Consider the following 26,405-nt stretch of genomic DNA (forward strand, 5'->3'; position numbering starts at 1 on the left):
ATCTGGTAGCCTATATGACGTTAGGCTATCCTAATGTAAATGATTTCTACGAATTCGTCGATAATGTGGAGGATTTTGGGGTAGATATTTTAGAAATTGGGATTCCGCCAAAGTATGCTAAATATGACGGACCTGTAATAAGGAAGACATATAAAATCGTTAGTAATAATATAAGGAACTACTACGAGATACTTCATGAGGTCAAAGAGAGGATCAAAATTCCAGTTGTTATTTTAACATATCTGGAAGAGTACGTAGATAAGTTAGGAGATTTTTTACTAAAATTAAAAGAAAGTAGAGTAGATGGGGTTTTATTACCAGATTTACTGATAGATTATGTTGACGAATATGAAAAATATGTCAATTTGATAAAGAATGAAGGTATAAAAACTGTTTTGTTTACAGCTCCCTTAATGCCGGATGACCTGATCATTAAAGCATCTAAACTAACTGATCTATTTCTTTATTACGGAGTAAGACCAACTACAGGTGTAGTTATTCCAATAAGTATTGATTCTCTAATAAATAGAATAAGAACTATGGTTCAAAGTAAGTTAATTGTAGGCTTTGGTTTGAATAGTATTGAAGATATAAAGAAAGCGATGTCAGTAGGAGCAGACGGAATAGCCGTTGGGACATCTCTAATAGAAGAAGTTGATAAAAACGGAGTGAATGGAGCACTTGAGCTCATAAGAAAATTGAGAGGAGTGCTGGATGAATATTACTGATTATCTAAAAAAGATTGTATTTGAGAAGAGAGATCTTTCGGCTGAAGATAGTGAAGCTATAGCTAATGCTTTAATGAAGGGAGAAATTCCTGAGATTCAGGTTTCTGCTTTATTGGCTTCTTTAGCTATGAAGGGAGAAAGTTTTGAAGAGATAGTGGGTTTCGCAAGAGCTATGAGAAACAACGCAATCAAGATAAGTTATCCAGAAGCTCTTGATACTGCAGGAACTGGTGGAGATGGACTAGGTACCATAAATATAAGTACTATTACGGCAATAATTCTAAGTCAATTATTTCCGGTAGCTAAGCACGGCAATAGATCTGTGAGTGGTAAGTCAGGTAGTGCAGATGTTCTTGAAGCTCTGGGTTATAACATAAATATTGCCCCTGAGTTAGCTAATAAGCTTATAAAAGAGAATAATTTCGTCTTTCTCTTTGCTCAAATATACCATCCAGCTATGAAAAACGTTGCGAATGTAAGAAAGACCTTAGGCATAAGAACTATATTTAACCTCCTAGGTCCCTTAACTAATCCAGCGGGTACAAGATATCAACTAATTGGACTGTTTTCGTCTAAAGTCATGGATATAGTAGCAAGAGCAGCCTCACTATTAGATTATAAAAAAGTTTTCATATATCATGGAGAGCCAGGTATTGATGAAATTAGCCCTTATGGGTATACGACCGTTTATGAAATTACTAATGGGAAAATACAGCAATATAGACTTCATTACACTGATTTTGGTCTGAAGAGACAGATACCGATTGAAAAAATTACTGCCACTAGTGCAAACGAGTCTGCTATAAAAATACTTAGAGGGGTTATGGGGATTGACAGTGATATTAGAGACTTTATAGGAATTAATGTTGCTGTAGGTCTCAAACTTATAGGTAAAGCGGAAGACGCTAGGGATGGATTCGAGTATGCTATGCAACTAATGGAATCCACAATTCAGCATCTAAGAAGGATTATAGAATCTAACGGTGACATTAAAAAATTTGATCAGTTAGTGAGGCAAGTTGGTAAAGGTTAAATTCTGTGGAATAGCTAACCTGGAGGATGCAATATTGGCTGAAAAACTTGGCGCTGACTTTTTAGGGTTTGTTACTGATACGGTGAGCCCTAGATTTGTTAAGAAAGATTTTATTGGTTTTGTGAAAAGGTATGTAACAATTCCGACTGTTGAAGTAATAGTAAAGGGAAATGTATCTGAATCAATTGATAAAACAAAGGCAGACCTAATCCAAATACATAGGGTACTAACTAGACGAGAATTAGACGAGATTCATATGTATAGAAAGAAAGTAATACTTTATGTTCCCTCTTCGGATACGTATCAAGAATATTTCAGGAGTGTTATGAGTATGGGCTTCAATGTATTGGTTGACTCAGAGATAAAAGGTAGCAAGGTCAATCTAGATTTAGCGAGAGGCTGGGCTAAAGAATACGAAATTGGAATAGGCGGAGGAATATCACCAGATAACCTCCATGATTTTCTATCGATAAATCCAAAATGGATTGATGTTTCTTCAGGGATCGAGAAATACAAGGGGAAAAAGGATCCTAGTAAAATGTTAAAGATAATAGAAGGTGTTAGAAAGTGGAAGTATACCCAATAACTGCTTTTGCTCAACCTAATGAAGTCTTTAGTTGTATAAAGAAAGATGAAGACTTTGCGGTTCTATTAGAGAGTGGCTCAGGTCCCCAATACAAATCAAGATATAGCATGATTGGTTGGGGTAGAAGGGGCTACGTATCTCTGTATAATAACAAAAGTTCAGGAGATATAGTCAAGGAGTTCTATGATCCAATAGAGGTTTTATCAGAATTTTTAAATAAGGCACCGAGCCTTAATGTTCCAGGTAAGTTCAAAGGAGGAATATTTGGATATATGGGTTATGATGGAGTTAGATATTGGGAAACTATTAAGGATTTGAAGCCTGAGCCTGAGAAATGGCCCTATGCAGAGTTTTTCATCCCTCAAAATATAATAGTTTATGATCATGCAGAGGGGAAAGTATATCTAGATGGCGACTTACCTACTAAGTATAATTGTATATCATCAGACGAAACAAAATTTTCATATTATGAAGAATCCCTAAAGAAAGAAGAATTTGAGGGGATAGTGAAAGAAGCATTAGACTATATAAGGCGCGGATATATCTTTCAGGTGGTTCTTTCTAGGTTTTATAAGTACATATATAATGGAGATTTGATGAGGTTTTACAATAATTTAAGAAAAGTTAATCCTTCTCCTTATATGTTTTACATGAAATTCATGGATAGGGAGATAATTGGTTCGAGCCCTGAGACTCTATTTAGTGTTCAGGGAGGAGTAGTAGAAACATATCCTATTGCCGGATCCAGACCTAGAGGTAAAACATTGGAGGAAGATTTAGAACTAGAAAGGGATTTATTATCATCAGAAAAAGAAAGAGCTGAACATCTTATGCTGGTTGATTTAGCACGAAATGATATAGGCAAAGTTTGTTATATGGGTTCTGTCAGAGTTCCTGAGTTTATGTATGTTGAAAAGTATGCATATGTTCAACATATAGTTAGTAAAGTGGTTGGTACTTTGAGAAAGAATCTAACTTCTTTTGATGTCTTGAAATCAACTTTTCCTGCGGGTACGGTCAGTGGTGCACCAAAACCTATGGCCATGAATCTTATTGAATTGTTTGAGCATTATAAGAGAGGTCCATATGCTGGAGGCGTAGGGTTTTTCTCGTCTAATGGTGATGCAGAATTTGCAATAACTATAAGAAGCGCCTTTGTAAATAAGGATATTATAAGAATTCAAGCAGGTGCTGGCATAGTTTATGATTCTGTTCCTGAAATGGAATATTTTGAAACTGAGCATAAGATGAGAGCCTTGAAAGTTGCAATGGGGGTGTAAAATTACGGACATAACGTTGATAATTGATAACTACGATAGTTTTGTATACAATATAGCTCAGCTTATAGGTGAACTTGGTAGTTATCCGATAGTTATAAGAAATGACGAAATAACACTAAAGGGAGTTGAAAGATTAAATCCTGATAGAATTGTTATATCTCCAGGTCCTGGTTCTCCAGATAAAAAAGAGGATATAGGAATTGTTAATGATGTGATTAAATACTTAGGCAGAAGAATTCCTATCCTTGGGATATGTTTAGGTCATCAAGCTATCGGATTTACCTTCGGTACAGTTATAAGGAGAGCAAAAACGATTTATCATGGGAAGATAAGCAAAATAGTACATTCTTCTTCCTCTACACTATATGATGGGATTCCGAATCGTTTTGAAGCAACTAGATATCATAGTTTAGTTATTGATAACGTAAAGGAACCTTTAGTTATTGATGCGTATTCGGAAGAAGATAAGGAGATTATGGGAGTGCATCATATTGAATACAGGATCTATGGAGTTCAGTTTCATCCTGAGAGTGTGGGAACAGGATATGGTAGGAGAATATTTTATAACTTTCTGAATAAAGTGTAAACTTGATGCCGAGATTTCTAAGTGGTTGGTTAGCTGATGTTGTACAAGTCTCCCTCTCTCGACCTAAAATAGAAAAGGTAAGAGATAGACCTATCTTCTCCTTAAAAAAAAGTATAATTTCTGCTAAGAATTCAGGATTAAATCCTATAATAGCAGAATATAAAAGAAGGTCTCCCTCTGGGATAAATGTAGATATTAACATTATAGAATATGTAAGATTTATGGAGAATAATGGCGTGATAGGAATAAGTGTTTTAACAGAAGAAAAGTTCTTTAACGGTAGTTATAATGACCTGGAACTAGTTGCAAAGAATGTGAAATTACCCATACTAATGAAAGATTTTGTAGTTAGTGAAAAACAAATAGATTCTGCATATAATATAGGAGCAGATGTTATATTATTAATAGCAAAAATATTGACGGAGAGAGAGCTAGTCAGTTTATATAAGTATGCTAAATCTTATGGACTAGAGGCAATAGTAGAAGTATCAGACGAGGAGGACTTAGATGTAGCTTTAAGAGGTAATTATGATTTCATAGGGGTAAATGCAAGAAATCTTAATTCACTGGAAGTAAGTTTAGATAGAACTAAAAAATTACTTCAAATGATACCTAAGGATAGATTAAAAATAGCTGAAAGCGGTATTAGTACCAGACAAGACATTGAGGAACTCAAAGCTTCCGGTGCAGACGCTTTCCTCATAGGTACATCCTTATTAAAGGATCAGAATAAAATAAAGGAGTTGATTTAATACTTATACTGATGAGCTTAGATAATTTCTCTAAAGGAGCTTTAGCCATATCAGGCGAGACTACACTGTTATATCAAGATATAGCTAGGAGTGTTCAAAAGGAGAAAGGAATAAAAATCGTCAACTTTGGCATAGGTCAGCCAGATTTTCCTACATTCCAAAAGATAAGAGATGAAGCTAAAAAAGCTCTTGATGGTGGTTTTACTGCTTATACTTCAGCATATGGTATTGACGAGTTAAGAGCTAAAATAGCAAGTTTTCTCAGTAGTAAATACAATACTAATATATCCAGCAAGGAAGTTATTATAACTCCTGGAGCTAAAGTATCTTTATATCTAGCATTTCTACTGTACGTAAACCCAGGTGACGAAGTTATAATATTTGATCCTTCCTATTACTCCTATCCTGAAGTAGTCAAGATGTTAGGTGGAAAACCTGTTTATGTTAAGATGAAGTGGAGAGAAGATACAGGATTTTCCCTTAATCTCAATGATCTTGAGAACAAAATTACTGACAAAACGAAGATGATAGTACTAAATAATCCCCATAATCCTACCGGAATGGTATTTGATCCTAAAGAGATAGATCAGTTGATAGAAATAGCTAAATCTAAAAATCTGATAGTCCTATCGGACGAGATATACGACTATTTTGTTTATGAAGGGAAGATGAGAAGTGTACTCGAGGATCCAGACTGGAAAAACTTCAGCATATATGTTAATGGGTTTAGTAAAACCTTTTCCATGACTGGTTGGAGATTAGGATATGTAGTAGCTAAAGAAAGCGTAATAAAGAAAATGTCTGAGATTGCTGCTAATGTTTATACATGTCCAACAAGTTTCGCTCAAAAAGCAGCTGTGTCTGCCTTTGATACGTTTGATGACGTAAAGAAAATGATAGATACATTTAAGAAAAGAAGGGATGTGATGTATTCTGAATTAAAGAAAATTAAGGGAATACAGGTTAATAAGAGTCAGGGAGCTTTCTATATGTTTCCATATCTGGGCGAAATTCTGAGAAAGAGTGGTATGTCCACAAAAGATTTCTCTGTTAATCTAATTAAAGAAAAAGGAGTAGTAACTATTCCAGGAGAAGTGTTTCCATTAGATGCAGGTAAAGAGTTTGTAAGGTTAAGTTTTGCTGTCGACGAAAATGTTATTAAGGAAGGCGTTCAAAGAATGAGCGAGTTCATAAATCAGTTGATGAGAAGTTAAAAAGCGATGGATGAGCTTAACTCCCATGGTCTGATAATAGCTCTACTTTTATTTCATTATTTTCTTGATAAATAATATCAATTAATTTCAAGGTTTTCTTTAGATCTTCTTCTATTATTTTTATTTTTGCAATGAAATCATCAGGTCCATAAATTTTAACCGAAATTGGAGTAGGTATAGCTAACCTATTTTGTATTTTAAGTGTCCTTATTGCTGAAGTTGCTTTTTTGATATATTCTCCTAATTTCTGTGCTTCTCTATCATCCTCTAAATCACTTATATCAGGTAAGTTCTCTAGGGTTATACTCATCTTATCACCGTAAAGTCTTTCGTACATTTCTTCAGTTATGTGGGGAGCAATAGGATATAGTAAGATAAGTAGGTCTTTGATTATTCTGCTTAATGTATATATTGCTGACTCATCCTCCATAAATAACCTGTGTTTTATTAGTTCTAAGTACTCATCTGCAATAGTTTCCCAGAAATAAGAATATATGGACTCAACCACAATGTAGAAGTCATAGTTTCTATATGCCTCTATAGATTGCTGTACAAATTTCTTATGTTCCTGAAGGATCCATTTATCTATTTCATGTATTTTACTTGGTTTGTTTACCTTCTTTTTACCTATGAATGGATAAGATAATCTACCTGCATTCCATAGCTTCTGAAGTAGTAGCTTTTTAGATTTTACAGTATCCCATTTAAATGGGAAGTCGTCTCCTATTTTCGCATCAAGTAATGTTAACCTTATTGCATCAGCTCCATACTCGTCAACCTTATCTAAGGGACTAACTACATTACCCTTACTCTTACTCATTCTTGTTCCGTCTGGTCCTAAAACTTGACCGTTAATTAAGACTTCTTTGAAAGGTATGTTCCCTGCAAGGGCTAGAGTCCTATAATAGGTATAAAATAACCATGTTCTTATTATATCAGTGCCCTGCAGTCTCAAGGACGATGGAAATGTCTTTGTAAATCTACTTTTATCATCATAAAATCCTGTCAAATACAATACTGTAACACTGGAGTCTACCCAGACATCAGCAACATCTTTAACAGGTTTTAAATCTAATCCACAATGTGGGCATTTCTCTATGGGTGGATTTACTTTACTGGGATCTATTGGTAGCACTTCCTCTGAGGCAGGTATTAAATGCCCATTATCACAATACCAGAATGGTATTGGTGTACCGTAGACTCTTTGTCTACTAATGTTCCAGTCCCATTCAAGATTTTTTATCCATTCCTCAAGGTAATAGCTCATTCTCTGTGGGGTAAATTTCATTTTCTTATAATCTTCTAGCAGTTTATTCCTCCACTCTAATACTTTTATGTAGATTTGCTTCTTTATCAAGAACTCTATGGGAGATAAACAATCACTTCTTTCCGTATGAGCCAAAACATTATGAGTTATTTTCTCTACTTTTATCAGATAACCTTTTTCTTTTAATATTTCAATAATTTTTTTCCTAGCCTCTTTAACTGTTAATCCATCCAGCAACCCGTTAGTATTTTTGATCTTTCCCTTATCATCTACGACTTCATAAACAGGTAACCTATACGTTAATTGCCAACGGATATCCTGAGGATCTCCGTATGTACTTATCATTACAGCTCCAGTTCCAAATGTCATCTCAACAGCCTTATCTGCAATTATACTGATTTCCTTGTCAAAGATCGGTATTTTGACTTTTCTGCCTACTAAAGACTTATATCTTTCATCATCAGGGTTTACAGCCACTGCTTGAGTTGCTCCTAACAGTTCTGGTCTAGTCGTAGCTATAGTAACTCCTCCTTCACCATCTACAAATGGGAAAAGTATGTAAGCTAATACTCCATCTTCTTCTTTGTATCCTACTTCACTTTGTGCTAACGCTGTTTCACATTTAGGGCACCAATAGACCGGTCCTTCTCTCATTTCCACTAAACCCATTTTGTGCATATCTATCAAACTTTTTTGTATGATTCTTCTATATTTGCTCTCGTAGGTTCTATATTCAAACCTCTCCCATTCTGCTCTGTATCCTAATCTGATCATTGCTGTTCTCATACTTCTTATCATATCTTCAGTCCATTCTATACATTTTTTCAGAAATAATTCTCTGTTTTCTTTCGGTATTTTTAGTTTGTATTGTACTTTTAATTCTGTAGGCAAGCCCTGTGTATCCCAACCTTGAGGCAACAGAACGTTATAACCCTCAAGTCTCTTAAACCTACCAATGGTATCTGAGATAGTAACCCAATACGCATGACCCATGTGAAGTTCTCCGCTCGTAAATGGAGGTGGAGTATCTATTACAAATACAGGAGATTTTTCATCTTCGTCTCTAAATCGAAAAACTTTTTCCCAAAACTCTTTGGTCATCCATAAATTTTGCCATTTTAGTTCGATCCCCTTAGGATCATAATGTTTAGGCCATTCCTCAAGTTTCTTGTTTATCTCGTCTTGAGATAACATTGATAAAAACTTAGTATAGTAGCTTATAAGTTCTAACGCAGAAATAGTCATGTGCTTAAAATTGCAATATTAGGTGGAGGAGTCTCAGGATCATTATTAGCTTATCTCATTAAAAAATATACCAATAATTATGTTAAGATTTTTGATATCAAAGATAGGTACATAAAGCCTTGTGGAGATATCGTACCTAATGTTTTCGAACCTCCTAATTCGTGGCCTAGGAAGTACGATATAAAGAGGTTCGCATTTTATCTAGATGGCGAGAGAGTTTACGACATTCAGTATAGGAGTACTAAATGGATAGTAATTGATAAGTGGAAATGGATCAATGATATGAGGAAAGAAGTGGATTTCTCGTATGTTGGTAATTTTAATGGAAAAGAGTTTGATATGACAATAGACTCAAAAGGTCCATACGATTTAGATAGAAAAGTTGTTTACACAACCAGAGTTCTTCTTAAAACCGATAAATTTGATGATGAGGCAGTAATTGAATTTAATACGAAATACACTGGATTTTATTGGATATTTCCATCTGAAGACGGAGTTTATAACATAGGTGCAGGTTTCATTGAAGATAAAAATTCTAGAGATTTAACGTTAAAATATATAAAAGAGAAATTGGGTGATAGGGAATACAAAATAATGGATATAAGAGGTGCCCCAATATCGATTTCTCCTATTCATGAAACGAATTATAAGATAGGAGAAGCTAGGGGTTTGTTATTCCCATTGAGTGGTGAAGGAATAAGACCTTCTGCAATTTCAGCAGTAAAAGCGTTTGAGGCTATTAAGAATGGGAAAGATTTTAACAAATATCTATCAGAAGAACTTAAAAAAATACATGACGCAATTTCTGTTCAACACATGTTTCTAAAGTTATATCTTAACTCATCGCTTTCTCTAAGGAAGCAATTTTTAAGATTGTTTTTTAAGAACGAGATTCTAATAGATGCATATCTAGAGGATAAAATAACTTTTGAGGGGATAGCAGAATCTGTGAGGTCGATAAAAGGTGGAAGTTTACTTAGAAAACTCTAGTAGTAAATCTGGTAAACATGCGATAAGAACTCTATTATTTAAAGTAGAAGGAGAGAATATAGTAGAGGTTAAGGAGATAAAAGTAAAATCTAAACTCAATCCAGTTTACAAGAACGGAACTCGTCAATTAGTGATAATACCCGATAAGGGAACTTTTATACAGTTAATGTTTATAAAGAATGTTTATGGCAGGGTAAAAGGGAAGGCATATGTTTATAATGATGGTAGGACTGTTCTAGAGATGAATTATCGTAAACTTAAACTTAAAATCGTATCAGGAAATCCTGCTTACGCAGATTATGTAAGAAAGATTTTTGAGAAATTAAAGATACCTATCAAGAGAGTTAATGTAAAGTTGGTGAGCTAATGTTTGAATTAGAATATAAAATTCTACCTCCTAACGCAGAGTATGTTATGTCGGCTACGGTCATTGATATCGTAGAAAAAGAGTTAATGGATCTTTGTAGTGTGGTGAGAACAGGTGGTTCTTTAGTATGTTCTCCTTCTGATGATTCTTTGATAGTCGTTTTTACAATTTTTAATCAGTTGAGAAAACTGGAAATACATGTCAGATTTTCCTCTACTAATGCAAAAAAACTAGCAGAGTTAATAAATGAGGTATCATCTAAGCTGAAAAGTAAAGGTTATCTTATAACTTTATCAATCTCCTCTAATATTTTACCATAAATCTCCTCTAGATTTTCAAAATTAGTTTCTTTCAATTTACCAATTACGTTGCAAACATAAATATTTATTCTAGTTTTACACACTACTAATCTTAATATCTTAAATTCATTTGTTTCTATATTCATGTCAATATAGGCGATCTTATTATACTGTGTAAAGTTGAGTTTCTTAATAAAATCTTGATTTCGAATAACTATATTGCTATCAGCGTAAAACAAGTCATTATTCAATATAAAAATATTTTTACCTTCTATTTGAGTCTTAAATTGCACTGACAAGTTCAGTACCACAGTATGGGCACTTTTTCTTTAATCCCCTAGCATCTGCTTCGCAGAAGAATGCGTTATACTTCTTTTCACATTTAGGACATTTGTAGACTAAGTCCGTTCCTATTCTTATTTTCCTATTACATATTCTGCAGTATACTGTAAACCAGCCTGAATGTCCGTAAGAGTTACTTCCCCTTAATCTAATACTCATGTGATATCAATGAGAGATAGAGATATATATGTTTATCCTCAGGAAACTTATAATTTACGTTTCATAATTCACATAAAAGTTAATTTAACAGTCTTTTCGTAGGCGCAATATCTTGTTACATAAAAATCGGATTATTATAACTTACATTCTAAGTAGTATCCTAGGTAGCTCATTAATCTGTACCTCTCTTTTAATTTCTTCTCCGGTCAATACATCTGTGTAGCTTACTCCCTCTTCAAGTTTTAGTTTGTAATTGACACTTCCCTTGGTTTTTATTATGACCAAAATTTTGTTAAACCTAATAAACCCACATAGTCCTTCTTCTAGATCTAATCCCCTATACTCGCCCTTTAAAAAATCCTCAGCTAACTGCTTTCTTAGGGATAAAAGCTTATATGTTAAATACATCTTAATTCTTGCATCATCCATAGACTCTAACATATTTTTTTCAAATTTTTTTGATTTTTCTAATATTGCGCGTAATTTCTTAAAATCCACTGGGACTCTGTTATCAGGATCTGTAAGTAAATATCGCCATATTTCTGTTCCCTGATAAAAATCAGGTACACCAGTTGACATAATTTTTAATGCGACCAAGGATAAGCTCTTGATCATTCCTATTCTTCTTATCTTACTTTCAAATTTCATGAAACTTTTAATGAATTCCTTATTGGTAAAAGTTTCTTCCACTAATTCCATTACCTTATTTTCATATTCTTTATTTTGATTTCTCCATGAGGTATTTATCTTAGCTTCTCTGACACTTTTTATCATATGTTGCTTTATTCTCTCCTTAAAATCATTAGAGAATCCCTCATAAAAACTTCCCACTAAAACCTGATAATATCTATATTCATCATTTCTTGATACTTTTGGATTTATGATACTATGCCATTCCTCTACCTTATTTTTCCATTCTTCAGGAAATTCACTTAATGCACTTATTTTCATCCTTACATCTTCACTGAACTTAGTATCATGTGTGCTAGTGGCATTTAGTGTGATTTTTCCTCTTCGTTTTTGGTTAAATACATGAAACTGATCAGGCGATATCTTATAATATCGTAAATCGCTTCCAACCTCATTTATGGATATTAATCTATTGTATCTAAAGAGGAAAGTATCTTCATAAGCTTTAGCGTATACTGCTGGCATATATTGTTGTAATTTAGTATAAGCCTCTGGATTTCTTTTGGTTGCTTCCTCTATCTCATTGGTCTTATCACACTCTTTTACAATCTGATTAGCATAAGTTCTATACACATCTATACAAGAAAGGTAGTCTCTCAATATTTCATAACTAATTCCTAGTTGTGATGCTAATCTTTTAACTTCATAACTAAATAGCTCATCAATTATTTGCGCTTTTATCCTCTTTATAGTTTCAGTTATAGATATTTTCTCCGCCGTGAAATTCTCGTATATACTGTCCATTATCTCTTGATTAAAATTAAACAGTAAGTTGGAGTAATTTAAGAAGTCATATCCTGTAGTCCCATCTGAATTTAATTTTAATTCCTCCTGAAATCCCAGAATTTTTTCTACGATAATTATCTTATTTTTAATTATTGACCTCAGGTCATTAATATATTTCTCAGGATCATATAATCCATCAATGTGATCTATTCTATAGCCATCAACATATAAATCTAAGATCTTTGAATGGGACTCTTGAAACACGTGATCTTTTTCGACATTTACTCCTATCAAAGTATTAACATCGAAGAACCGTCTATAGCTAGGAGGATTTTTCCAAGACGTTAGGGCATAATTTTGTTTTTGTAAAGTGTCGTATATATCATTTCCAACCTCTGTTAGAGGAAGTCTCCATTTGAAATATTCTAGGAAATATTCATCTCCATCTTTTACTATCTTTAATAAACCTTTACTTATTACTGTATCTAAATCTTCTCCCAGTATAGGTAATCGTATCTTATCATCTTCCGCGAAAAAGTCGAAATACGTATAATATTTACTCTTTTTACCCATTTTCAATACATCCATTAGTCGCCAATTCAGAGAATTTACAGCCATGTGATTTGGTACTATGTCCTGTATAATACCTAATCCAACAGTATGAGCTGTCTCTATTAATCTCCTGTATTCTTTCTCTCCTCCAAGTTCATCGTTTATCCTTGAATGATCTATTACATCGTACCCATGGTTACTTCCTGGCGAAGCCATTAATACAGGAGAGAGATAGAGATGGGAAATCCCTAAATCGTTAAAATACCATAGGTTATCGACTACGTCACCAAAATTAAAATTCTTATTTAACTGTAATCTGTAGGTTGCTGATATCACTGGAATTCTATCCTCCTGTAAATTAGTGCAGTCTTTCCATCTATTTCTACTTCTTTGTTGTTTTCTATTACCTTTTTATCGTCAGATGGCTCATGTGGATAAGGATGTAACACTAACTCCCATTTTCCATGAGGTATTTTTATCTTAAGATTACTGCTTGCTCCGTTTAGAATAATTAGAAAAGTGTCATCAGCTATCCTTTCTCCATAATAATTTATTTCATCGATAGCACTACCCTCTAATATATAAATAATATAATTTGTTGGAGATTTCCATACCGAATCATCAACTTCATTGCCATCGGGTTTTAGCCACGTCACATCCTTTAACGGGGAACCATGTAACTTCTTACCCTGAAAATATCTAGCCCTCCTAAATATGGGATGGGCTTTATAAAAATTGATAAGTCTCCTTATAAAATCATGAAACCTTACACGATTCTCATCAAGGTTCCAATCATACCAACTTATCTCGTTATCCTGACAAAAAGCATTATTGTTGCCTTTTTGTGTTCTTCCTATTTCGTCTCCCCCTAAAATCATTGGTATACCTTGGCTAACAAATAATGTTATCATAAAATTTCGTCTTTGTTTTTCTCTACAATAAAGAATATTAGAATCGTTAGTTTCTCCTTCTACTCCACAATTCCAGCTATAATTTTCATTAATTCCATCTTCATTGTTCAGTTTATTAGCCTCATTATGCTTCTGATTATAACTCACTAAATCTTGTAATGTAAAGCCGTCGTGAGAAGTAATGTAATTTATACTGGCAAAAGGAGTTTTATTACTACCTGCATAAAGGTCAGGAGATCCTAATAACCTGTTTGCTAACTCCTCATAAGGTACCGGATCCCCTCTCCAGAATCTTCTTATTGTATCCCTATATTTACCATTCCATTCAGCCCATAGATATGGAAAATTACCTACTTGATAACCGCCAGGTCCTACATCCCATGGCTCCGCTATTAGCTTAACTTGTGATAAGATAGGATCCTGTTGTATAGCAACAAAGAAAGTCGATAACATATTCACGCTATATAGTTGTCTTGCTAGGGCAGATGCGAGATCAAATCTGAAACCATCTACATGCATCTCAAGAACCCAATAGCGTAAACTATCTAAAACCAATTGCAAAACTCTTGGATGAGATAAATTAAGTGTATTCCCTGTTCCTGTGAAGTCAATATAATAACGTTTATTTTTAGGGTCCAGCATGTAATACGAACTATTATCTATTCCTTTGAAACTCAAAGTGGGTCCAAGATGGTTTCCTTCTGCTGTATGGTTATATACAACGTCTATTATTACCTCTAACCCAGCGTTATGTAAAGAATTTACTAACTTCTTAAATTCAATGACCTGATTTCCTAAACAGCCTGAGCTTGAGTATCTACATTCAGGAGAGAAATAATTTATCGGATTGTAACCCCAGTAGTTCTTTAACCCTTTATCGACAATGAATCTCTCATCTACAAATTGCTGAATAGGCATTATCTCAACGGTTGTAATTCCTAAATCTTTGAGGTAATCAATCATAGTATCTGATGCTAAACCCAAAAAAGTGCCTCTAACGTTCTCCGGTAAATCTTGCCTTAATTTAGTTATTCCTTTTAAATGTGTCTCATAAATTATACTATCCTTAAAAGGCATCTTTCTTCTGAAGAAGAAATGCTCGTCCTCCCAATCAAAATAAGGATTTATTATGACCCCTTTAGGTATAAATTTATCGTCTTTTCTCTCATCGAAACTGAGATCTTGGTTCTGATCTCCAATTTTATATCCAAAGACCGAATCATCCCATAGTAATAATCCATTTATAGCTTTTGCATAAGGATCTATCAGTACTTTATTAGGATTAAACCTTAACCCTTCCTCTGGTTTATAGGGACCATACACCCTGTACCCATACAACTGACCTGGTCTTAAACCAGGTACAAAAATATGCCAGAGATCTCCTGTTCTCTGTCTAAGTTCTATTATTTCCTTTGGCTCATCTTGTCTAGTCTGAGAATACGTTAACAGTTCTACTTTTGTGGCGTTCTCAGAGAATAGCACAAAATTAACCCCATCTTCTTCCTCTATCCAGGTTGCTCCTAAAGGATAAGGTTCACCAGGCTTTAATGGTCGATCTCTCATTCTAATTGATATACCCCAACACCTCTACTAACCTTAATTAATTCATCTTTTTTCAATGTTTTTGGAAATCCTCTGCCTATAAGTAAACTACCTGTAATTTTAGAACTAATTACAGTATCATCAAATGATGCAATTATTCCTATTTTTTCCATGATCAAAGTAATAGAGTTCCCTTCTCTCCTAACTTCCTTTATCCTTTTACAATTATTGTATCTCTTTCTGATATTTATCAGTTGTTTATAATAATCTAAAACTTCCTCGTCAATTTTCCATGAAAGTTTGCTCTTCAAGAATGCTTCCTCAGATTGTGGATCTATCGTTTGATTATTTTCCTTTAATCTACCTTCTCTAACACCCTTAATTAATACGGGATCTGAGAAATCAGAGAAGAAGAGAAAAGGATTTGTCTCATAGTACTCCTCGCCCATAAATATTAGCGGTATATACGGTGAGAGTATATATAGTGTGGCTGCCATAAGGTATGTTTTTTTATCGGTTAACATGGAAAGTCTTTCCCCATTTCCTCTATTTCCTACTTGATCATGATTTTGTATGAAAACTACAAATTTACATGGTGGAAGATCACCTACAGGCGCACCATGGGTTCTTCCTCTATATCTAGAATATTTTCCGTCATAAACAAAAACATCCTTAAAAGTTTTCTCTATATCTTCTATCCTTCCAAAATCCTGATAATAATAATCTTTTTCTTTTGTTATGAATGCATGAACTGCATGGTGGAAGTCGTCAACCCATTGAGCATCTATTTTATATCCACAATCATCTTTTACTATTTTGGGATCATTTAAATCACTTTCAGCAATAACAAATTTTCCTAATTGATGGGCTTTTTCAGCTATCTCTTGAAGGATATGTTTAGGTGAATTATCAAAAATTGCATGAACCGCATCAAGTCTCAAGCCATCGATTTTGTAGGTCTTAAACCAATACTCAACATTTTCTAAAATGAATTTTCTAACTTGATCACATCCCCTATCATCGAAATTAAATGTCAATCCCCATGGAGTTTTATATCTATCTGAAAAATAAGGACCTAATCCTAAGAGGTAATTTCCCTCAGGACCTATATGATTATATACAACATCCAAAATTACGGATATTCCCCTTTTATGCGCCTCGTTTACTAGCTTAGCCAATTCCCATGGTCCACCATAGGTATTTTGAACTGCATATAGAAAAACACCATCATATCCCCAATCTCTATTCCCTGGAAATTGTGCCACAGGCATCAGTTCAATTCCTGTGATTCCTAGATCTTTGAGGTAATCCAACTTTTCTATTACCCCTTTGAAATTTCCTTCTGGAGAAAAAGTACCCACATGGAGTTCATATATTATTAGGTCTTCTATTTTTAATTTTCCAAGATCAAGAATCTGATAATCTGTTTTTATAAGTTGCGATTTATCGTGAACTCCTAAAGGTTGATATCGTGAAGCGGGATCAGGTATCTCTCTCTTGTCTTCTATAACGAAAGAATAGGTTAAATTTTCCTCTACATCGTCTATTTCTACTTCGAAAAATCCCTCATCATTTTTTTCCATTGGAATAAGTTTTTTACTTAACTTCAGCTTAACATTATTAACGTAAGGTGCCCATAACTTAAAGATCCCTTTATTCTTTTCAAGATTTCCACCGAACGAAAACATGCTGTTTGAATAGAAATTACATGTTAATATATTTAAATGTTTCGAGTGAAAAATACTTATTAGAACTAATTAAATTCTTATTATTATTGTCGAGTTATTAGAGTATTTAGCATATAAGTTAAAACTATTATTTGTTCTGATAAGCGAGACTTATTTAATAGAAATATAAAATAATAAAATCATATGATGATATAGGAATAAGGGAAGTCTATGGACGGTATTATGTTTACTTTATAGAGAAGAGCCAAGTGGTGAGACGAAGTAGACTTACGTTAGTGTTTTGGTTGACGTAGTCAAGACTTACCTGAAATTGAAAGATAGAAGTGGGAGTATTAGGGTTCATCCCCCTAACCTTTCAAAGGTAGCCGGGCAGGGACTCGAACCCTGGTCCCAGGGGCCAAAGCCCTGGATCCTTGACCGCTAGACGACCCGGCTAAGTATACTTTGTTATATTTTAACTAAAAAGCTTTCTTTCCATTTAGTATCATGTAGTCAATACTGTATCAATTTTAAGAGTATAATTATTCTCCTTTACATATAGGTCTGTGGCTTTATTTCAACTTTTCCTTTCAGTACTGATTCTCTTATAAGGAAGTTATTTTCACTTAGTTTAATAACAAGAATGGAAATTAAGAGCTTAATCTTTCTCTTTCTATATTCGTTCAGCTCCTTAATTGTTTGTTTTAGTTGGTCTACTAATTCAGGAATGGAAAATCTAAGTAACTCGTCTTCCTCTTTTAAATTTCTAATTTCTTTCTCTAATTCATAAGCTAATTTTAATAGATCTTCCTCTTGTGTATCTTTCAATAGTTTCAATAATTTGTCTGCAGCTTCAACAATTTTCTCTTCATTCATATCATGTATAATGTCAAGTAAAGGTGCAAACACAGTTTACATTTCATTAAACTAAATTAAAAGTATAGCGGACCCGCCGGGATTTGAACCCGGGACCACCGGCTGTCTTCTCAGCGCCGACTAGGAGGCCGGCGCTCTGTCCTGGCTGAGCTACGGGTCCATGATAATATATTCGCCAGGTTAAGAATTAAAGATTTTCCTTATAAAAGGAAAATGTTGTATCAAGCCTACTATCTTTTATGAATTTTGCTAAAAGGTTATATATTTGCCTTGCCTTGTTCAAAACCAAAAAGTCATTCGTGCATATTACATGGTTGCTTAAAATTAATTCTAAGTCCGTCTTTCTAACAGTTTTAGCATATATACCTCTATATCTAAGTTTACCTGCGAGCTCTCCGCTCCTACTTATCTGTGAATCTAAAATGATTTCGAATTTTATCTTATTCTGATCTAAATATTCTGAGAGAAGGATCAACATATCAAAGATTTCCTCTGAATTATTTTTTCTCTTACCTAGTCCTAAGTCCCTATAAAAACCATCGTCACAAAGAAAGATTTCATCACCATAAATTAAAGAGAGTAATGTTAGTGCTAAATTGTAACCGTCTAGTATTACATAGGTTACACTTTTCACGCTTTTACTTCTTATATGTTGAATTTCTTCGTCACTGTGGACACATCTATATAATAACAATCTTGATTTTTTATCTAAATTGTATCTTGAACTAATTAGATCCAAAGCCGGTTTTCTGTTATATCCTCTGTTTAAAAGGTACTTATAATCTTCATACGCCATTAGTAATTGCTGACTTAATTGTATCAATTATCTTTTCCTCTTCAACGGTTATTGAAACACTTCCATATGTTCCTTTTCCTCCTCCTCTTCCACCAATTTTCCTTAATTCATCCACGATTTTATCAACCTTTATGTCCTTTGATGTCGCTATTTCAACGTTCTTTGTATCTTTGCCTCTGATACTAATTACAATATTTTGATTGTTAGATGTGATCTTCCTCATTACTTCTTTTATAAGCTGTTCATCTATGAAGTCTCTCAATATATATATAGTAATTCCATTGACGCTTATTCTCTCTGCAATCTCTTGTATTCTATCCAATAAGATTTTACGGTATTTGTCTAACAAATTCTGCAAGTTCTCATGTTCTTCTAAATGTTTTTTGAGTCTTACATTAATCTGAGATATAGGCGAATTCAGTAATTTCGAGATTTCATTTAATTTCTCGTCCTGTTGTCTTGCATAATTGGATACCATATCACCAGCTACATATTCTAGTCTTATTACACCGTCTTGAAGTTTTTCGACGTTCACTATTTTAACTCCTCCAATTTCTCCGGTGTTTATGAGATGGGTCCCTCCGCATCCCTCTATATCCCAATTTTCTATTTCTATTAGTCTTATCTCAGATCCTTCAGGTATTCCTCCAGCATATATAGAAACTCCATATTTCATTTCAGCTTCAGTCCTCTCAATATATAGTGGTCTAACTTTTCTGCGGTCATTAATTATGTAGTTAGCAAAATCTTCTATTTTCCTTATCTCTTCTTCTGTAGGCAACTTATAGTGAGTTACGTCAAGTCTCCCTTTATACTCTGTTTTCTCAGCTCCTGCTTGCCATGCATGTTCTCCCAATACTTTTCTTGTGGCTGATAAAATCACATGTGTAACTGTGTGGTGCTTCATAATTCTATATCTTCTTTGCCAGTCTATTTCACCATATACTTGTTCTCCTTGAATGAAGGGGGAATCTTTGTCAAGTATATGTACAATAACTCCCTTATACTTTTGCGTATCAACTACTTTGACCTGCTTATTACCTTCAATTGATCTTATAATTCCCGTATCACCTATTTGACCTCCACCCTCAGGATAGAATGTTGTTTGATCTAGTACTAGGAAATTTTTATAATTTAATAATACTTTTGCATTGAATGTCCTCAGATATTGATCTTTATAGTAGAGAGGAACAGTTGGCTCTATTTTTTTATTGTTTATTTCATCAATAACTTCTTTGGGAATTTTATCCTTCTTATTTTCTCTTACTAGAGCATTTTGATGTTTCTTTGCTACAATGGAGTAGAAGTTATGAGGAATTTCAACACTAATATTTATATTCCTTTTTCTAGCTTCATCTAATATTAGATCTGGGGAAATACCATTAGAATCGTATATGTTAATTAGTTCATCTAAGTCAACTTTGCTCTTTTTAGATAACGTTGAGAGTATAGAAGGAATTTTGCTTATTGTATCATTATACTTCTCCTCCTCATTTATTACTGCGTCAATTATATAGTTTTTATTCTTTAACATCTGTGGAAAATCTTCTTTCCAATAATCAATTTGATCCTTTATTAGTTCATGTAGCTTGACATCACTACCTAATAATCTAAGGACTCTGAGAGCTCTTCTAATTAATAACCTCCCTAGATATCCCTCACCTGAGTTAGAGGGTACAAGTCCATCTGCTAACATGAGGGCAATTGTTTTTGTGTGATCAAGGACCTGAAATACTCTGGCAGCTCTGGTAAGTTCCTCATTTACATACTTCAAATCGAGACCTAATTGTTTTGCTAAATGCTCTCTATGGGTAGTTATGGTCTCTTTTATGTCAGGATCTATTCTACCTGCGTATATAGCAGCAGCTTTAAGTAACTCATTGTTTACTTCGCTAACGCCAATCTTTTTATAGAATGAACCCACTAAATTACCATAAATTGCATGGAAGGCTGTTGGGGTTCTTTGTGTAAACCATGCGATTCTTTCAACACCATATCCTGTATCAACAATCTTAAGTTTTAAGGGTACGTAATCTTGTCCCCTAATTTCATATTGCATAAATACTAGTGTTGCTAATTCTAAGCCTCCTACTGTTACTTCGAAACATGGACCAGCATTACCTCCTCCTTCCCACCATGATTCTTTAAAGTTTAACTGATCTTCAGGGATTCCTAGTTCTTCTGTGAAAAACTCCTTAGCAAATGCTACTGTTTCATCTTTCCAATAAATTTGTTTATCAGGATAATTGAATGCATGATGAGCAGCCATTTCGAATGTGGTCAAGTGCCTTCCAAATGTTATTCCTACGTTATCCACGTCCTCTAGTCTTATACATGGCTGAGAAACTACTAGTGGATTTGCAGGTGGTTTAGCTAATCCACTCGTTACAAATGGTTGAAAGTCAACTATACTAGCTATAGTGAGATAAAGATCATCTCTCCACTTGGCAACTACGGGTTTAGGTGGAACTATGGTGTGTCCTCTCTTCTCAAAGAATCTTAGAAATTTTTCTCTTGATTCTCTTACTGTTAATGGGGGAGATTTAATGTTGATATCAAAGAAGTAATAGTCAGTACAAGGAACATCTGAACAATTTTCCTTTAACTTATCTAAAGTCCAAAATGGAGTAGAACAGGATCTACAAATTTTTCTCTCATATCCTCTTGACAGAAAAAAGTTTAACCTGTACTCGTTCTCGTTTGCTTTGACCATGGTAAAAATGATATTTGAAATGGTAAAAAAGACTTTCTTATTAACCGAATAGTGATGATAAGCCTCCGCCTATCTCTTCTTCGCTTGGTCCTTTCTTTTCTTCTTCTTTCTTTTCTTCTTTCTTCTCAGCTGTCTGCTGTGTCTGTTGACCTGCAGGGGCTGCTACTGCTGCTACAGGCATGGCAGTGGCTGTCTTCAATATTTCGTCTATATTTACTTCTTTTAAAGCAGCTGCTACAGCTTTTAGTCTAACTTCATCCACTGTTATTCCTGCTGCACTTAATACATTCTTTATGTTTTCCTCACTTATTTCTTTCTTAGCTGCGTGCAATAGTAAACTTGCGTATATGTACTCCATATATAATCACCTTAAAATACATAAAGAGGTGATATTTAAACTCATCCACCGAATAGTGATGATAAGCCTCCGCCTATCTCTTCTTCGCTTGGTCCTTTCTTTTCTTCTTCTTTCTTTTCTTCTTTCTTCTCAGCTGTCTGCTCAGAGACCTGTGGTTGTGCTTGTATTTGAACTCCTAAATCTACTTTTCCACTTATTGAAGAGGCAAGAGCGTATGCTTTCATTACTGCTTTAGTAAATACTGCCTGTGCTGTCTCTTGGGTTATATAACCTATCTCACTGGCTAAAGCTAATGCATTTCTCATAGCTTTTGTTGCTGTAAATTCAAGGACCTTTGGTTCTGGGTATGCTATTTCTGTGGCTACTGCAAATGCGTTAATATGAGCTTTTCTGATTTCATTAGTATAATCATCAAGGTTGATTGATAATTTATCTCCTGGGATTATTACCCCATTATCATAGGCTATCTTAATGTTCAATTTTACATATACTGGCATTATTCCTAGTTTTTGTAATATTGGTACAATATCAGCTGGTATCTCATCTCCAGGCTTTGCAACTGTCGTGTCTTGTAATATGTGAATTTTTCCATCCTGGACTTTTGTTTTTATTTTCAACTTTCCGAACACACTAAGCATTGGACCTGCTGCAATACCTGTATCTCCTGCTGGAACAACAACCTCCTCATCTGCCTTATCTCCTGGCAGGGCATATCTCTTTAATTTAAATTTTGATAGGAATAACTGTAATTCGAAGGGATTAGTATTAGCAAATATAAACGCATTAGGTCCAGTTAGATAGCTTTCAAATAATTTACTGTCGTACCCTGCATTTTTAAGTGCTATGTTAAATAAGTTGTTTTTAGTTACTTTTATGTCGGCTTTTCCTCTTAATTTTTTCCTTATTTCATGAAGTTTATCTGCAGGAAAACCCTCTATATTAGCTATTATTATAGTTTTATGGGTTTTTAATTTTTCAGTAAGTTCAGCTACTTCATCTACTTTCCATTTTGCTATTTTTTTAGTTGTAGTAACTGCCAAACCGATCACGCTCTTTTAACTTTTACAGCTTTACCCATTGTTGTTTTAACATAAATATTTCTTAGATTAGTTTCTACCTTTGCTTTATTCTCTATTGCATTTAATACGGCTATTGCATTCTCAGCTAAGTCTTCAGGCTTCATGTCCTCGGTTCCTATGAATACTTGAACTTGTGGCTGATCCTTGGTCTTTACTAGAACTGATCTCTTGAATCTATTAATATATTCACTGATGTCAGCTGTATTGGGTAAAGGTGTAGGAAACTTACCTCTAGGTCCTAAGGCGGGTCCTAATATCCTTCCTGCCAGTGCCATAGATTCCTGGTTAATTAAAAACCATTCATTTTGTCTGGCTAATTTTTTCACTGGTCTTTTTTGTCCTTGTAATTTTTGTAATTCTTCTCTAGTTATCACAACATTTGGAGACGCTTTTTTAGCATATTCGAGTTGTTCGAAGGACGGAACAACAAGAACTCTCTTTGCTTTAGATGGCTGTTTTGGTAAGGGAACTATTTCTCTAAGTTTAAGGTCACCTTTCTTCATATCAATTCCTTTAAACGTAAGTATAATTTCCACACTTTGTGTAAAGTTCCTTTTTATATTATACTCCGTACTAAGTGCCAATTTTAAGGCTTCTATCAATGATTCCTTATCCGCTAACACTTTCTTCACCCTTCTGCTTCATTCCATTTTTGTTCATAATTAGTTAATAAGTCATTGTATTTTCCTTGATCAATCTCTTTTATCACATCTTTAGGATCTTTTCCTTCAACAGTTATACCTATTGACCTTGCAGTTCCTAGTAAACTCTTTATTGCAGCTGTTAGAGTTTTTGCGCTAAGTTGAGGCTTTTTCTTAATTGCTATGTCAGCAATTTGTTCTAAGTTTAAATTGCCTATCTTCTTGTGGGCTGGGTCTCCTGAAGGCTCTTGAGCGTTTATTGCTTTAAGTAATAATGATGTTGTTGTAGGTACTCCAACTTTTATATCATATTTTTTAGTTGAGCTATCGATCTCAATTGTGACTGGTACTGACATTCCTTTAAATTGTGCTGTAACATCATTTATTTTTTTAACAACTTCCTGAACATTAAGTCCTAATTGTGATAGGGTAGGTCCCAATGGTGGACCTGGTTTAGCACTACCTCCTTCTACCATTATTTTTATTGTCTTAGTAGGCAATTATCTGTCACCTCTTAACAGGTTTAACTTGTTCCAAAGGAACTGTAACCTGAACAGGATATGAGGATTCTAAAATATTTAAAACTACTTCATTTTTTGTTGATTCTACTCTCACCACTTGTGCCTGCATACCTCTAAATGGACCACTAATTACCTCTACTAAGTCTCCTTCTTTCACAGCGGGTAATGCAACCGACTTAGAAACAAATTTTGTAACATCTTCTTTCTGAATTAGTCCATGAGCTACTCCTTTAACGTGTCTTATCCCTGATGAAATTAATTTTACTACATGAGGTCCGGTGGCTTCAAGTATCACATAACCCTTTATATTAGGTGGGACTACTACGGAAAAGATCTCATTTATATTATTTGTTTTTATTCTTTCTTCTAAAATAAGAGCCACGTTAATTTCTTGTCCTCCTGTAACTCTTAGGACGTAATAATTTCTGTACTTGAAGTCCTCCATTCACAGCACCTTTTTACCTTATTATTAGTGATGTAGTTAACTGTACAATGTAAGCGATGAGACCAACTACAGCCATAACTAAAAGTGTAAGCCTAATACTGTAATTAAATGAATCTTTGTCTGGTTTCTTGGCTACACTAATTATTCTCTTCCAGTCTTCTCGTAGCCTTTTTATAATGTCAGAAATTTTCATTATACTAAAAACTTTCATTTACGAATTTTAACTTTAACTACTGAATATCCTTTCTACAAACCAGTCTGGTGAGAAGGGAATTAAATCGTCATAATTCTGACCTACTCCCATATATACTACAGGTTTTTTCAATTCATACGCTAATGAAAGAGCTATTCCACCTTTAGCATCTGCATCTACTTTGGTAAGAATTACTGCATCATATCCAACATTATTTTCAAAATGTCTAGCCTGTTCTAATGCATCACTTCCTGCTAGCGAATCTAATATCAAGATCCTAAAATCAGGTTTTGCTATCCTTAAAACCCTCTTAAGTTCTTCAACTAAATCAGAGTCTATATGCATTCTCCCGGCTGTATCAATAAGTACTACATCTATATTTCTGCTCTTAGCAAAACTTATGGCATCGAATGCTACTGACGCTGGATCACCACCGTATTTTCCTCTTATTAATTGAACCTCTAATTTTGATGCGTGATAAGCTAACTGCTCTTGCGCCGCAGCTCTAAATGTATCTGAGGCTGCAATAATCGTAGATAAATTATTTTTCTTCAGCATGTTTACTACTTTTGCTATAGTAGTAGTTTTACCTACTCCATTAACTCCAAAGAATATTATTACAAATGGCTTCTTTCCACTACTTCTTATTTTTTCTATCAAATCTGTTTTTTGATTTTTTGTTAAAATCTCTGTTATAGATTTTTTTAGAGTATTTATTACTATTTCCTCAACTTCCTCTCTTCTACTGACCTTTTTCCCTATTAGATTATTTTTAAGATCTTCTAGTATTTTTTCCGTAACTTCATAAGATACGTCAGAATCAAGAAGTTGAAATCTGAGTTCTTCTATTACGTTATTAAGGTCGTCCTCTTTTATCGTTTTATACTTCAGGAAATCAAAGAAGGATCTTTTACTCTCCTGCTTATTTGCTTGAGCTGTTTGAACTGAAATTTTTTCCTGTTTTTGCTCAATTTTATTTTCCTCTTGTGGCTGTTGTATATTTTGCTGTTGTTGTATAGTCTCTTCTTTTTTACTTTCTAATTGGTCTGTTTGTCTGGTTTCAGGTTCCTTTTTATTCTCTTCTCCACTAATTTTATCTAAAAAATTTGAGAATGCTTTTTTTAATCTATCAAAACAAATTATTCACCTTTTTTACCTTGCACTTGAGAAAGAATTTCTGCAATTTGATTATAGGCGTCTATTGACTTAGATAATTCACCTTGTATATTTTTAGATACTTCAGCCAACTGTTGCTCTCTATCATCCAGAATTTTCTTAGCTGCTTGTGGATCAACTTCTGCGTAATAATTTAATCCTAAGTGTATTAGAACCTTATTCTTATCTACACTGTTTACCTTGAATACTATATTGCCTTTTCTGTCGCCAAATAACAAGTATTCCTGATTTTCCTTACCTATCTCGTCCACGGCACTTTTTGACGCTCTTACTGCTTCCAATGATTCTAGTACCTCTGCTAGGTTCTTCTGAAGGGTATCTATATATTGTCTTAGTGCAGTTGCTTGATCATACAGGTATGCTATATATTCAGCCGCTTGTTGTTGCTCTGCTTCTTCACTCATTTCTATCACATTATAATTTTATCTAGCTTTGCTAAATCTCTTATTGTCTTGTCAGTGATTTCATCTTCCTTAACTTCTTTGATCTCTTGTATGTGTATGTTGTATCGTTTAATTTTATTTTTTCCACCAAGTTGACTATAAATGTATTCAATTGCTTGTTTTTCATTTAAAGCTCTAACATATTTTGTGAATTTTTGACTTGTAGGAAATCTTGACACACTAAATATGGCAGTTCCTCTGACCATGAAAATTTTTACTTCAGTCATA

Annotated in this window: 28 protein-coding genes and 2 tRNA genes; 10 read left to right on the top strand and 20 right to left on the bottom strand. The window is 34.1% G+C overall.

Features of this window, described 5'->3' with window-relative positions; translation table 11 throughout:
* Positions 1–2 precede the first annotated feature (2 nt).
* The 7 genes from trpA to SUSAZ_06835 are packed head-to-tail and all read left to right on the top strand — an operon-like array spanning position 3 to position 6,179.
* Positions 3–728 (top strand): tryptophan synthase subunit alpha, encoded by a 726-nt coding sequence (gene trpA / locus SUSAZ_06805; GenBank protein ID AHC51678.1) that lies wholly within the window; start codon positions 3–5, stop codon positions 726–728.
* Positions 715–1,761 (top strand): anthranilate phosphoribosyltransferase, encoded by a 1,047-nt coding sequence (locus tag SUSAZ_06810; GenBank protein AHC51679.1) that lies wholly within the window; start codon positions 715–717, stop codon positions 1,759–1,761. The genes trpA and SUSAZ_06810 overlap by 14 nt, the downstream gene beginning before the upstream one ends.
* Entirely contained in the window at positions 1,748–2,347 is a 600-nt protein-coding gene (locus tag SUSAZ_06815; protein ID AHC51680.1) for an N-(5'-phosphoribosyl)anthranilate isomerase, read from the top strand. The genes SUSAZ_06810 and SUSAZ_06815 overlap by 14 nt, the downstream gene beginning before the upstream one ends.
* Positions 2,329–3,627, top strand: a complete 1,299-nt coding sequence (locus SUSAZ_06820; GenBank protein AHC51681.1) for an anthranilate synthase subunit I — start codon at positions 2,329–2,331, stop codon at positions 3,625–3,627. Before SUSAZ_06815 ends, SUSAZ_06820 begins: the two co-directional genes overlap by 19 nt.
* Positions 3,611–4,213 (top strand): anthranilate synthase subunit II, encoded by a 603-nt coding sequence (locus tag SUSAZ_06825; protein AHC51682.1) that lies wholly within the window; start codon positions 3,611–3,613, stop codon positions 4,211–4,213. Before SUSAZ_06820 ends, SUSAZ_06825 begins: the two co-directional genes overlap by 17 nt.
* A gap of 5 nt (positions 4,214–4,218) precedes the next feature.
* Positions 4,219–4,965, top strand: a complete 747-nt coding sequence (locus SUSAZ_06830; protein AHC51683.1) for an indole-3-glycerol-phosphate synthase — start codon at positions 4,219–4,221, stop codon at positions 4,963–4,965.
* 11 nt (positions 4,966–4,976) lie between these two features.
* Entirely contained in the window at positions 4,977–6,179 is a 1,203-nt protein-coding gene (locus SUSAZ_06835; GenBank protein ID AHC51684.1) for an aspartate aminotransferase, read from the top strand.
* Positions 6,180–6,195: 16 nt separating this feature from the next.
* Here the strand turns inward: SUSAZ_06835 and SUSAZ_06840 are convergent, their stop codons facing one another.
* Positions 6,196–8,640: a valyl-tRNA synthetase gene (locus SUSAZ_06840; protein AHC51685.1), complete on the bottom strand. Its 2,445-nt coding sequence runs from the start codon at positions 8,638–8,640 to the stop codon at positions 6,196–6,198.
* Positions 8,641–8,691: 51 nt separating this feature from the next.
* Between SUSAZ_06840 and SUSAZ_06845 the strand changes: the two genes are divergently transcribed.
* Genes SUSAZ_06845 through SUSAZ_06855 form a run of 3 tightly spaced genes read left to right on the top strand, consistent with a single transcriptional unit; the run spans position 8,692 to position 10,368 of the window.
* Positions 8,692–9,681, top strand: coding sequence for a dehydrogenase (locus SUSAZ_06845; GenBank protein AHC51686.1), 990 nt, complete (start codon positions 8,692–8,694; stop codon positions 9,679–9,681).
* Entirely contained in the window at positions 9,656–10,048 is a 393-nt protein-coding gene (locus SUSAZ_06850; GenBank protein AHC51687.1) for a hypothetical protein, read from the top strand. Before SUSAZ_06845 ends, SUSAZ_06850 begins: the two co-directional genes overlap by 26 nt.
* Positions 10,048–10,368, top strand: a complete 321-nt coding sequence (locus tag SUSAZ_06855) for a hypothetical protein (protein ID AHC52532.1) — start codon at positions 10,048–10,050, stop codon at positions 10,366–10,368. The genes SUSAZ_06850 and SUSAZ_06855 overlap by 1 nt, the downstream gene beginning before the upstream one ends.
* Here the strand turns inward: SUSAZ_06855 and SUSAZ_06860 are convergent.
* From SUSAZ_06860 to rplX, 19 genes are all read right to left on the bottom strand, one after another.
* Positions 10,326–10,646: a hypothetical protein gene (locus SUSAZ_06860; GenBank protein AHC52533.1), complete on the bottom strand. Its 321-nt coding sequence runs from the start codon at positions 10,644–10,646 to the stop codon at positions 10,326–10,328. The two genes, SUSAZ_06855 and SUSAZ_06860, sit on opposite strands and share 43 nt — an antisense overlap.
* Positions 10,630–10,848 carry a hypothetical protein gene (locus SUSAZ_06865; GenBank protein ID AHC51688.1) on the bottom strand — a complete coding sequence of 73 codons (219 nt, stop codon included), beginning with the start codon at positions 10,846–10,848 and terminating at the stop codon, positions 10,630–10,632. The genes SUSAZ_06860 and SUSAZ_06865 overlap by 17 nt, the downstream gene beginning before the upstream one ends.
* Before the next feature lie 141 nt (positions 10,849–10,989).
* Positions 10,990–13,152 (bottom strand): malto-oligosyltrehalose synthase, encoded by a 2,163-nt coding sequence (locus SUSAZ_06870; protein ID AHC51689.1) that lies wholly within the window; start codon positions 13,150–13,152, stop codon positions 10,990–10,992.
* Complete coding sequence (locus tag SUSAZ_06875; protein AHC51690.1) at positions 13,149–15,290, bottom strand: glycogen debranching protein; 2,142 nt, start codon at positions 15,288–15,290, stop codon at positions 13,149–13,151. The genes SUSAZ_06870 and SUSAZ_06875 overlap by 4 nt, the downstream gene beginning before the upstream one ends.
* A complete protein-coding gene (locus SUSAZ_06880; GenBank protein AHC51691.1) occupies positions 15,287–16,957 on the bottom strand; it encodes a malto-oligosyltrehalose trehalohydrolase in 1,671 nt (556 codons plus the stop codon). The genes SUSAZ_06875 and SUSAZ_06880 overlap by 4 nt, the downstream gene beginning before the upstream one ends.
* Positions 16,958–17,319: 362 nt before the next feature.
* Positions 17,320–17,392 (bottom strand) — tRNA-Gln (locus SUSAZ_06885).
* A gap of 96 nt (positions 17,393–17,488) precedes the next feature.
* The gene (locus SUSAZ_06890) at positions 17,489–17,845 is read right to left on the bottom strand and encodes a hypothetical protein (GenBank protein AHC52534.1); all 357 of its coding nucleotides are present in this window, start codon (positions 17,843–17,845) and stop codon (positions 17,489–17,491) included.
* Between the two features lie 35 nt (positions 17,846–17,880).
* Positions 17,881–17,972 (bottom strand) — tRNA-Arg (locus SUSAZ_06895).
* A 27-nt stretch (positions 17,973–17,999) separates the two neighbouring features.
* Positions 18,000–18,635 (bottom strand): hypothetical protein, encoded by a 636-nt coding sequence (locus SUSAZ_06900; GenBank protein AHC51692.1) that lies wholly within the window; start codon positions 18,633–18,635, stop codon positions 18,000–18,002.
* A complete protein-coding gene (locus tag SUSAZ_06905) occupies positions 18,598–21,321 on the bottom strand; it encodes an alanyl-tRNA synthetase (protein AHC51693.1) in 2,724 nt (907 codons plus the stop codon). The genes SUSAZ_06900 and SUSAZ_06905 overlap by 38 nt, the downstream gene beginning before the upstream one ends.
* A 40-nt stretch (positions 21,322–21,361) precedes the next feature.
* Complete coding sequence (gene rpl12p / locus SUSAZ_06910) at positions 21,362–21,679, bottom strand: 50S ribosomal protein L12 (GenBank protein AHC51694.1); 318 nt, start codon at positions 21,677–21,679, stop codon at positions 21,362–21,364.
* Between the two features lie 41 nt (positions 21,680–21,720).
* Positions 21,721–22,728 carry an acetoin utilization protein gene (locus tag SUSAZ_06915; GenBank protein AHC51695.1) on the bottom strand — a complete coding sequence of 336 codons (1,008 nt, stop codon included), beginning with the start codon at positions 22,726–22,728 and terminating at the stop codon, positions 21,721–21,723.
* Positions 22,725–23,390, bottom strand: coding sequence for a 50S ribosomal protein L1 (locus SUSAZ_06920; protein AHC51696.1), 666 nt, complete (start codon positions 23,388–23,390; stop codon positions 22,725–22,727). Before SUSAZ_06920 ends, SUSAZ_06915 begins: the two co-directional genes overlap by 4 nt.
* Positions 23,387–23,899: a 50S ribosomal protein L11 gene (locus SUSAZ_06925; protein AHC51697.1), complete on the bottom strand. Its 513-nt coding sequence runs from the start codon at positions 23,897–23,899 to the stop codon at positions 23,387–23,389. The genes SUSAZ_06920 and SUSAZ_06925 overlap by 4 nt, the downstream gene beginning before the upstream one ends.
* A 7-nt stretch (positions 23,900–23,906) precedes the next feature.
* Positions 23,907–24,365, bottom strand: a complete 459-nt coding sequence (locus SUSAZ_06930; GenBank protein AHC51698.1) for a transcription antitermination protein NusG — start codon at positions 24,363–24,365, stop codon at positions 23,907–23,909.
* Positions 24,366–24,378: 13 nt separating this feature from the next.
* The gene (locus tag SUSAZ_06935) at positions 24,379–24,558 is read right to left on the bottom strand and encodes a preprotein translocase subunit SecE (GenBank protein AHC51699.1); all 180 of its coding nucleotides are present in this window, start codon (positions 24,556–24,558) and stop codon (positions 24,379–24,381) included.
* A 33-nt stretch (positions 24,559–24,591) separates the two neighbouring features.
* Positions 24,592–25,701, bottom strand: a complete 1,110-nt coding sequence (locus tag SUSAZ_06940) for a cell division protein FtsY (GenBank protein ID AHC51700.1) — start codon at positions 25,699–25,701, stop codon at positions 24,592–24,594.
* Positions 25,698–26,138, bottom strand: a complete 441-nt coding sequence (locus SUSAZ_06945) for a prefoldin subunit alpha (protein AHC51701.1) — start codon at positions 26,136–26,138, stop codon at positions 25,698–25,700. The genes SUSAZ_06940 and SUSAZ_06945 overlap by 4 nt, the downstream gene beginning before the upstream one ends.
* Positions 26,139–26,143: 5 nt before the next feature.
* Positions 26,144–26,404, bottom strand: a complete 261-nt coding sequence (gene rplX / locus SUSAZ_06950) for a 50S ribosomal protein LX (protein ID AHC51702.1) — start codon at positions 26,402–26,404, stop codon at positions 26,144–26,146.
* Between the last annotated feature and the right edge of the window lies 1 nt (position 26,405).

Source organism: Sulfolobus acidocaldarius SUSAZ, from assembly GCA_000508305.1.
GTDB lineage: Archaea > Thermoproteota > Thermoprotei_A > Sulfolobales > Sulfolobaceae > Sulfolobus > Sulfolobus acidocaldarius_A.

Coding starts and splice junctions, on each gene's coding strand:
- SUSAZ_06875 (AHC51690.1), bottom strand. CDS start 15,290: ATGAGAGATCGACCATTAAAGCCTGGTGAACCTTATCCTTTAGGAGCA.
- SUSAZ_06865 (AHC51688.1), bottom strand. CDS start 10,848: ATGAGTATTAGATTAAGGGGAAGTAACTCTTACGGACATTCAGGCTGG.
- rpl12p (AHC51694.1), bottom strand. CDS start 21,679: ATGGAGTACATATACGCAAGTTTACTATTGCACGCAGCTAAGAAAGAA.
- rplX (AHC51702.1), bottom strand. CDS start 26,404: ATGACTGAAGTAAAAATTTTCATGGTCAGAGGAACTGCCATATTTAGT.
- SUSAZ_06935 (AHC51699.1), bottom strand. CDS start 24,558: ATGAAAATTTCTGACATTATAAAAAGGCTACGAGAAGACTGGAAGAGA.
- SUSAZ_06880 (AHC51691.1), bottom strand. CDS start 16,957: ATGTTTTCGTTCGGTGGAAATCTTGAAAAGAATAAAGGGATCTTTAAG.
- SUSAZ_06945 (AHC51701.1), bottom strand. CDS start 26,138: ATGAGTGAAGAAGCAGAGCAACAACAAGCGGCTGAATATATAGCATAC.
- SUSAZ_06905 (AHC51693.1), bottom strand. CDS start 21,321: ATGGTCAAAGCAAACGAGAACGAGTACAGGTTAAACTTTTTTCTGTCA.
- SUSAZ_06835 (AHC51684.1), top strand. CDS start 4,977: ATGAGCTTAGATAATTTCTCTAAAGGAGCTTTAGCCATATCAGGCGAG.
- SUSAZ_06840 (AHC51685.1), bottom strand. CDS start 8,640: ATGTTATCTCAAGACGAGATAAACAAGAAACTTGAGGAATGGCCTAAA.
- SUSAZ_06810 (AHC51679.1), top strand. CDS start 715: ATGAATATTACTGATTATCTAAAAAAGATTGTATTTGAGAAGAGAGAT.
- SUSAZ_06855 (AHC52532.1), top strand. CDS start 10,048: ATGTTTGAATTAGAATATAAAATTCTACCTCCTAACGCAGAGTATGTT.
- SUSAZ_06830 (AHC51683.1), top strand. CDS start 4,219: ATGCCGAGATTTCTAAGTGGTTGGTTAGCTGATGTTGTACAAGTCTCC.
- SUSAZ_06930 (AHC51698.1), bottom strand. CDS start 24,365: ATGGAGGACTTCAAGTACAGAAATTATTACGTCCTAAGAGTTACAGGA.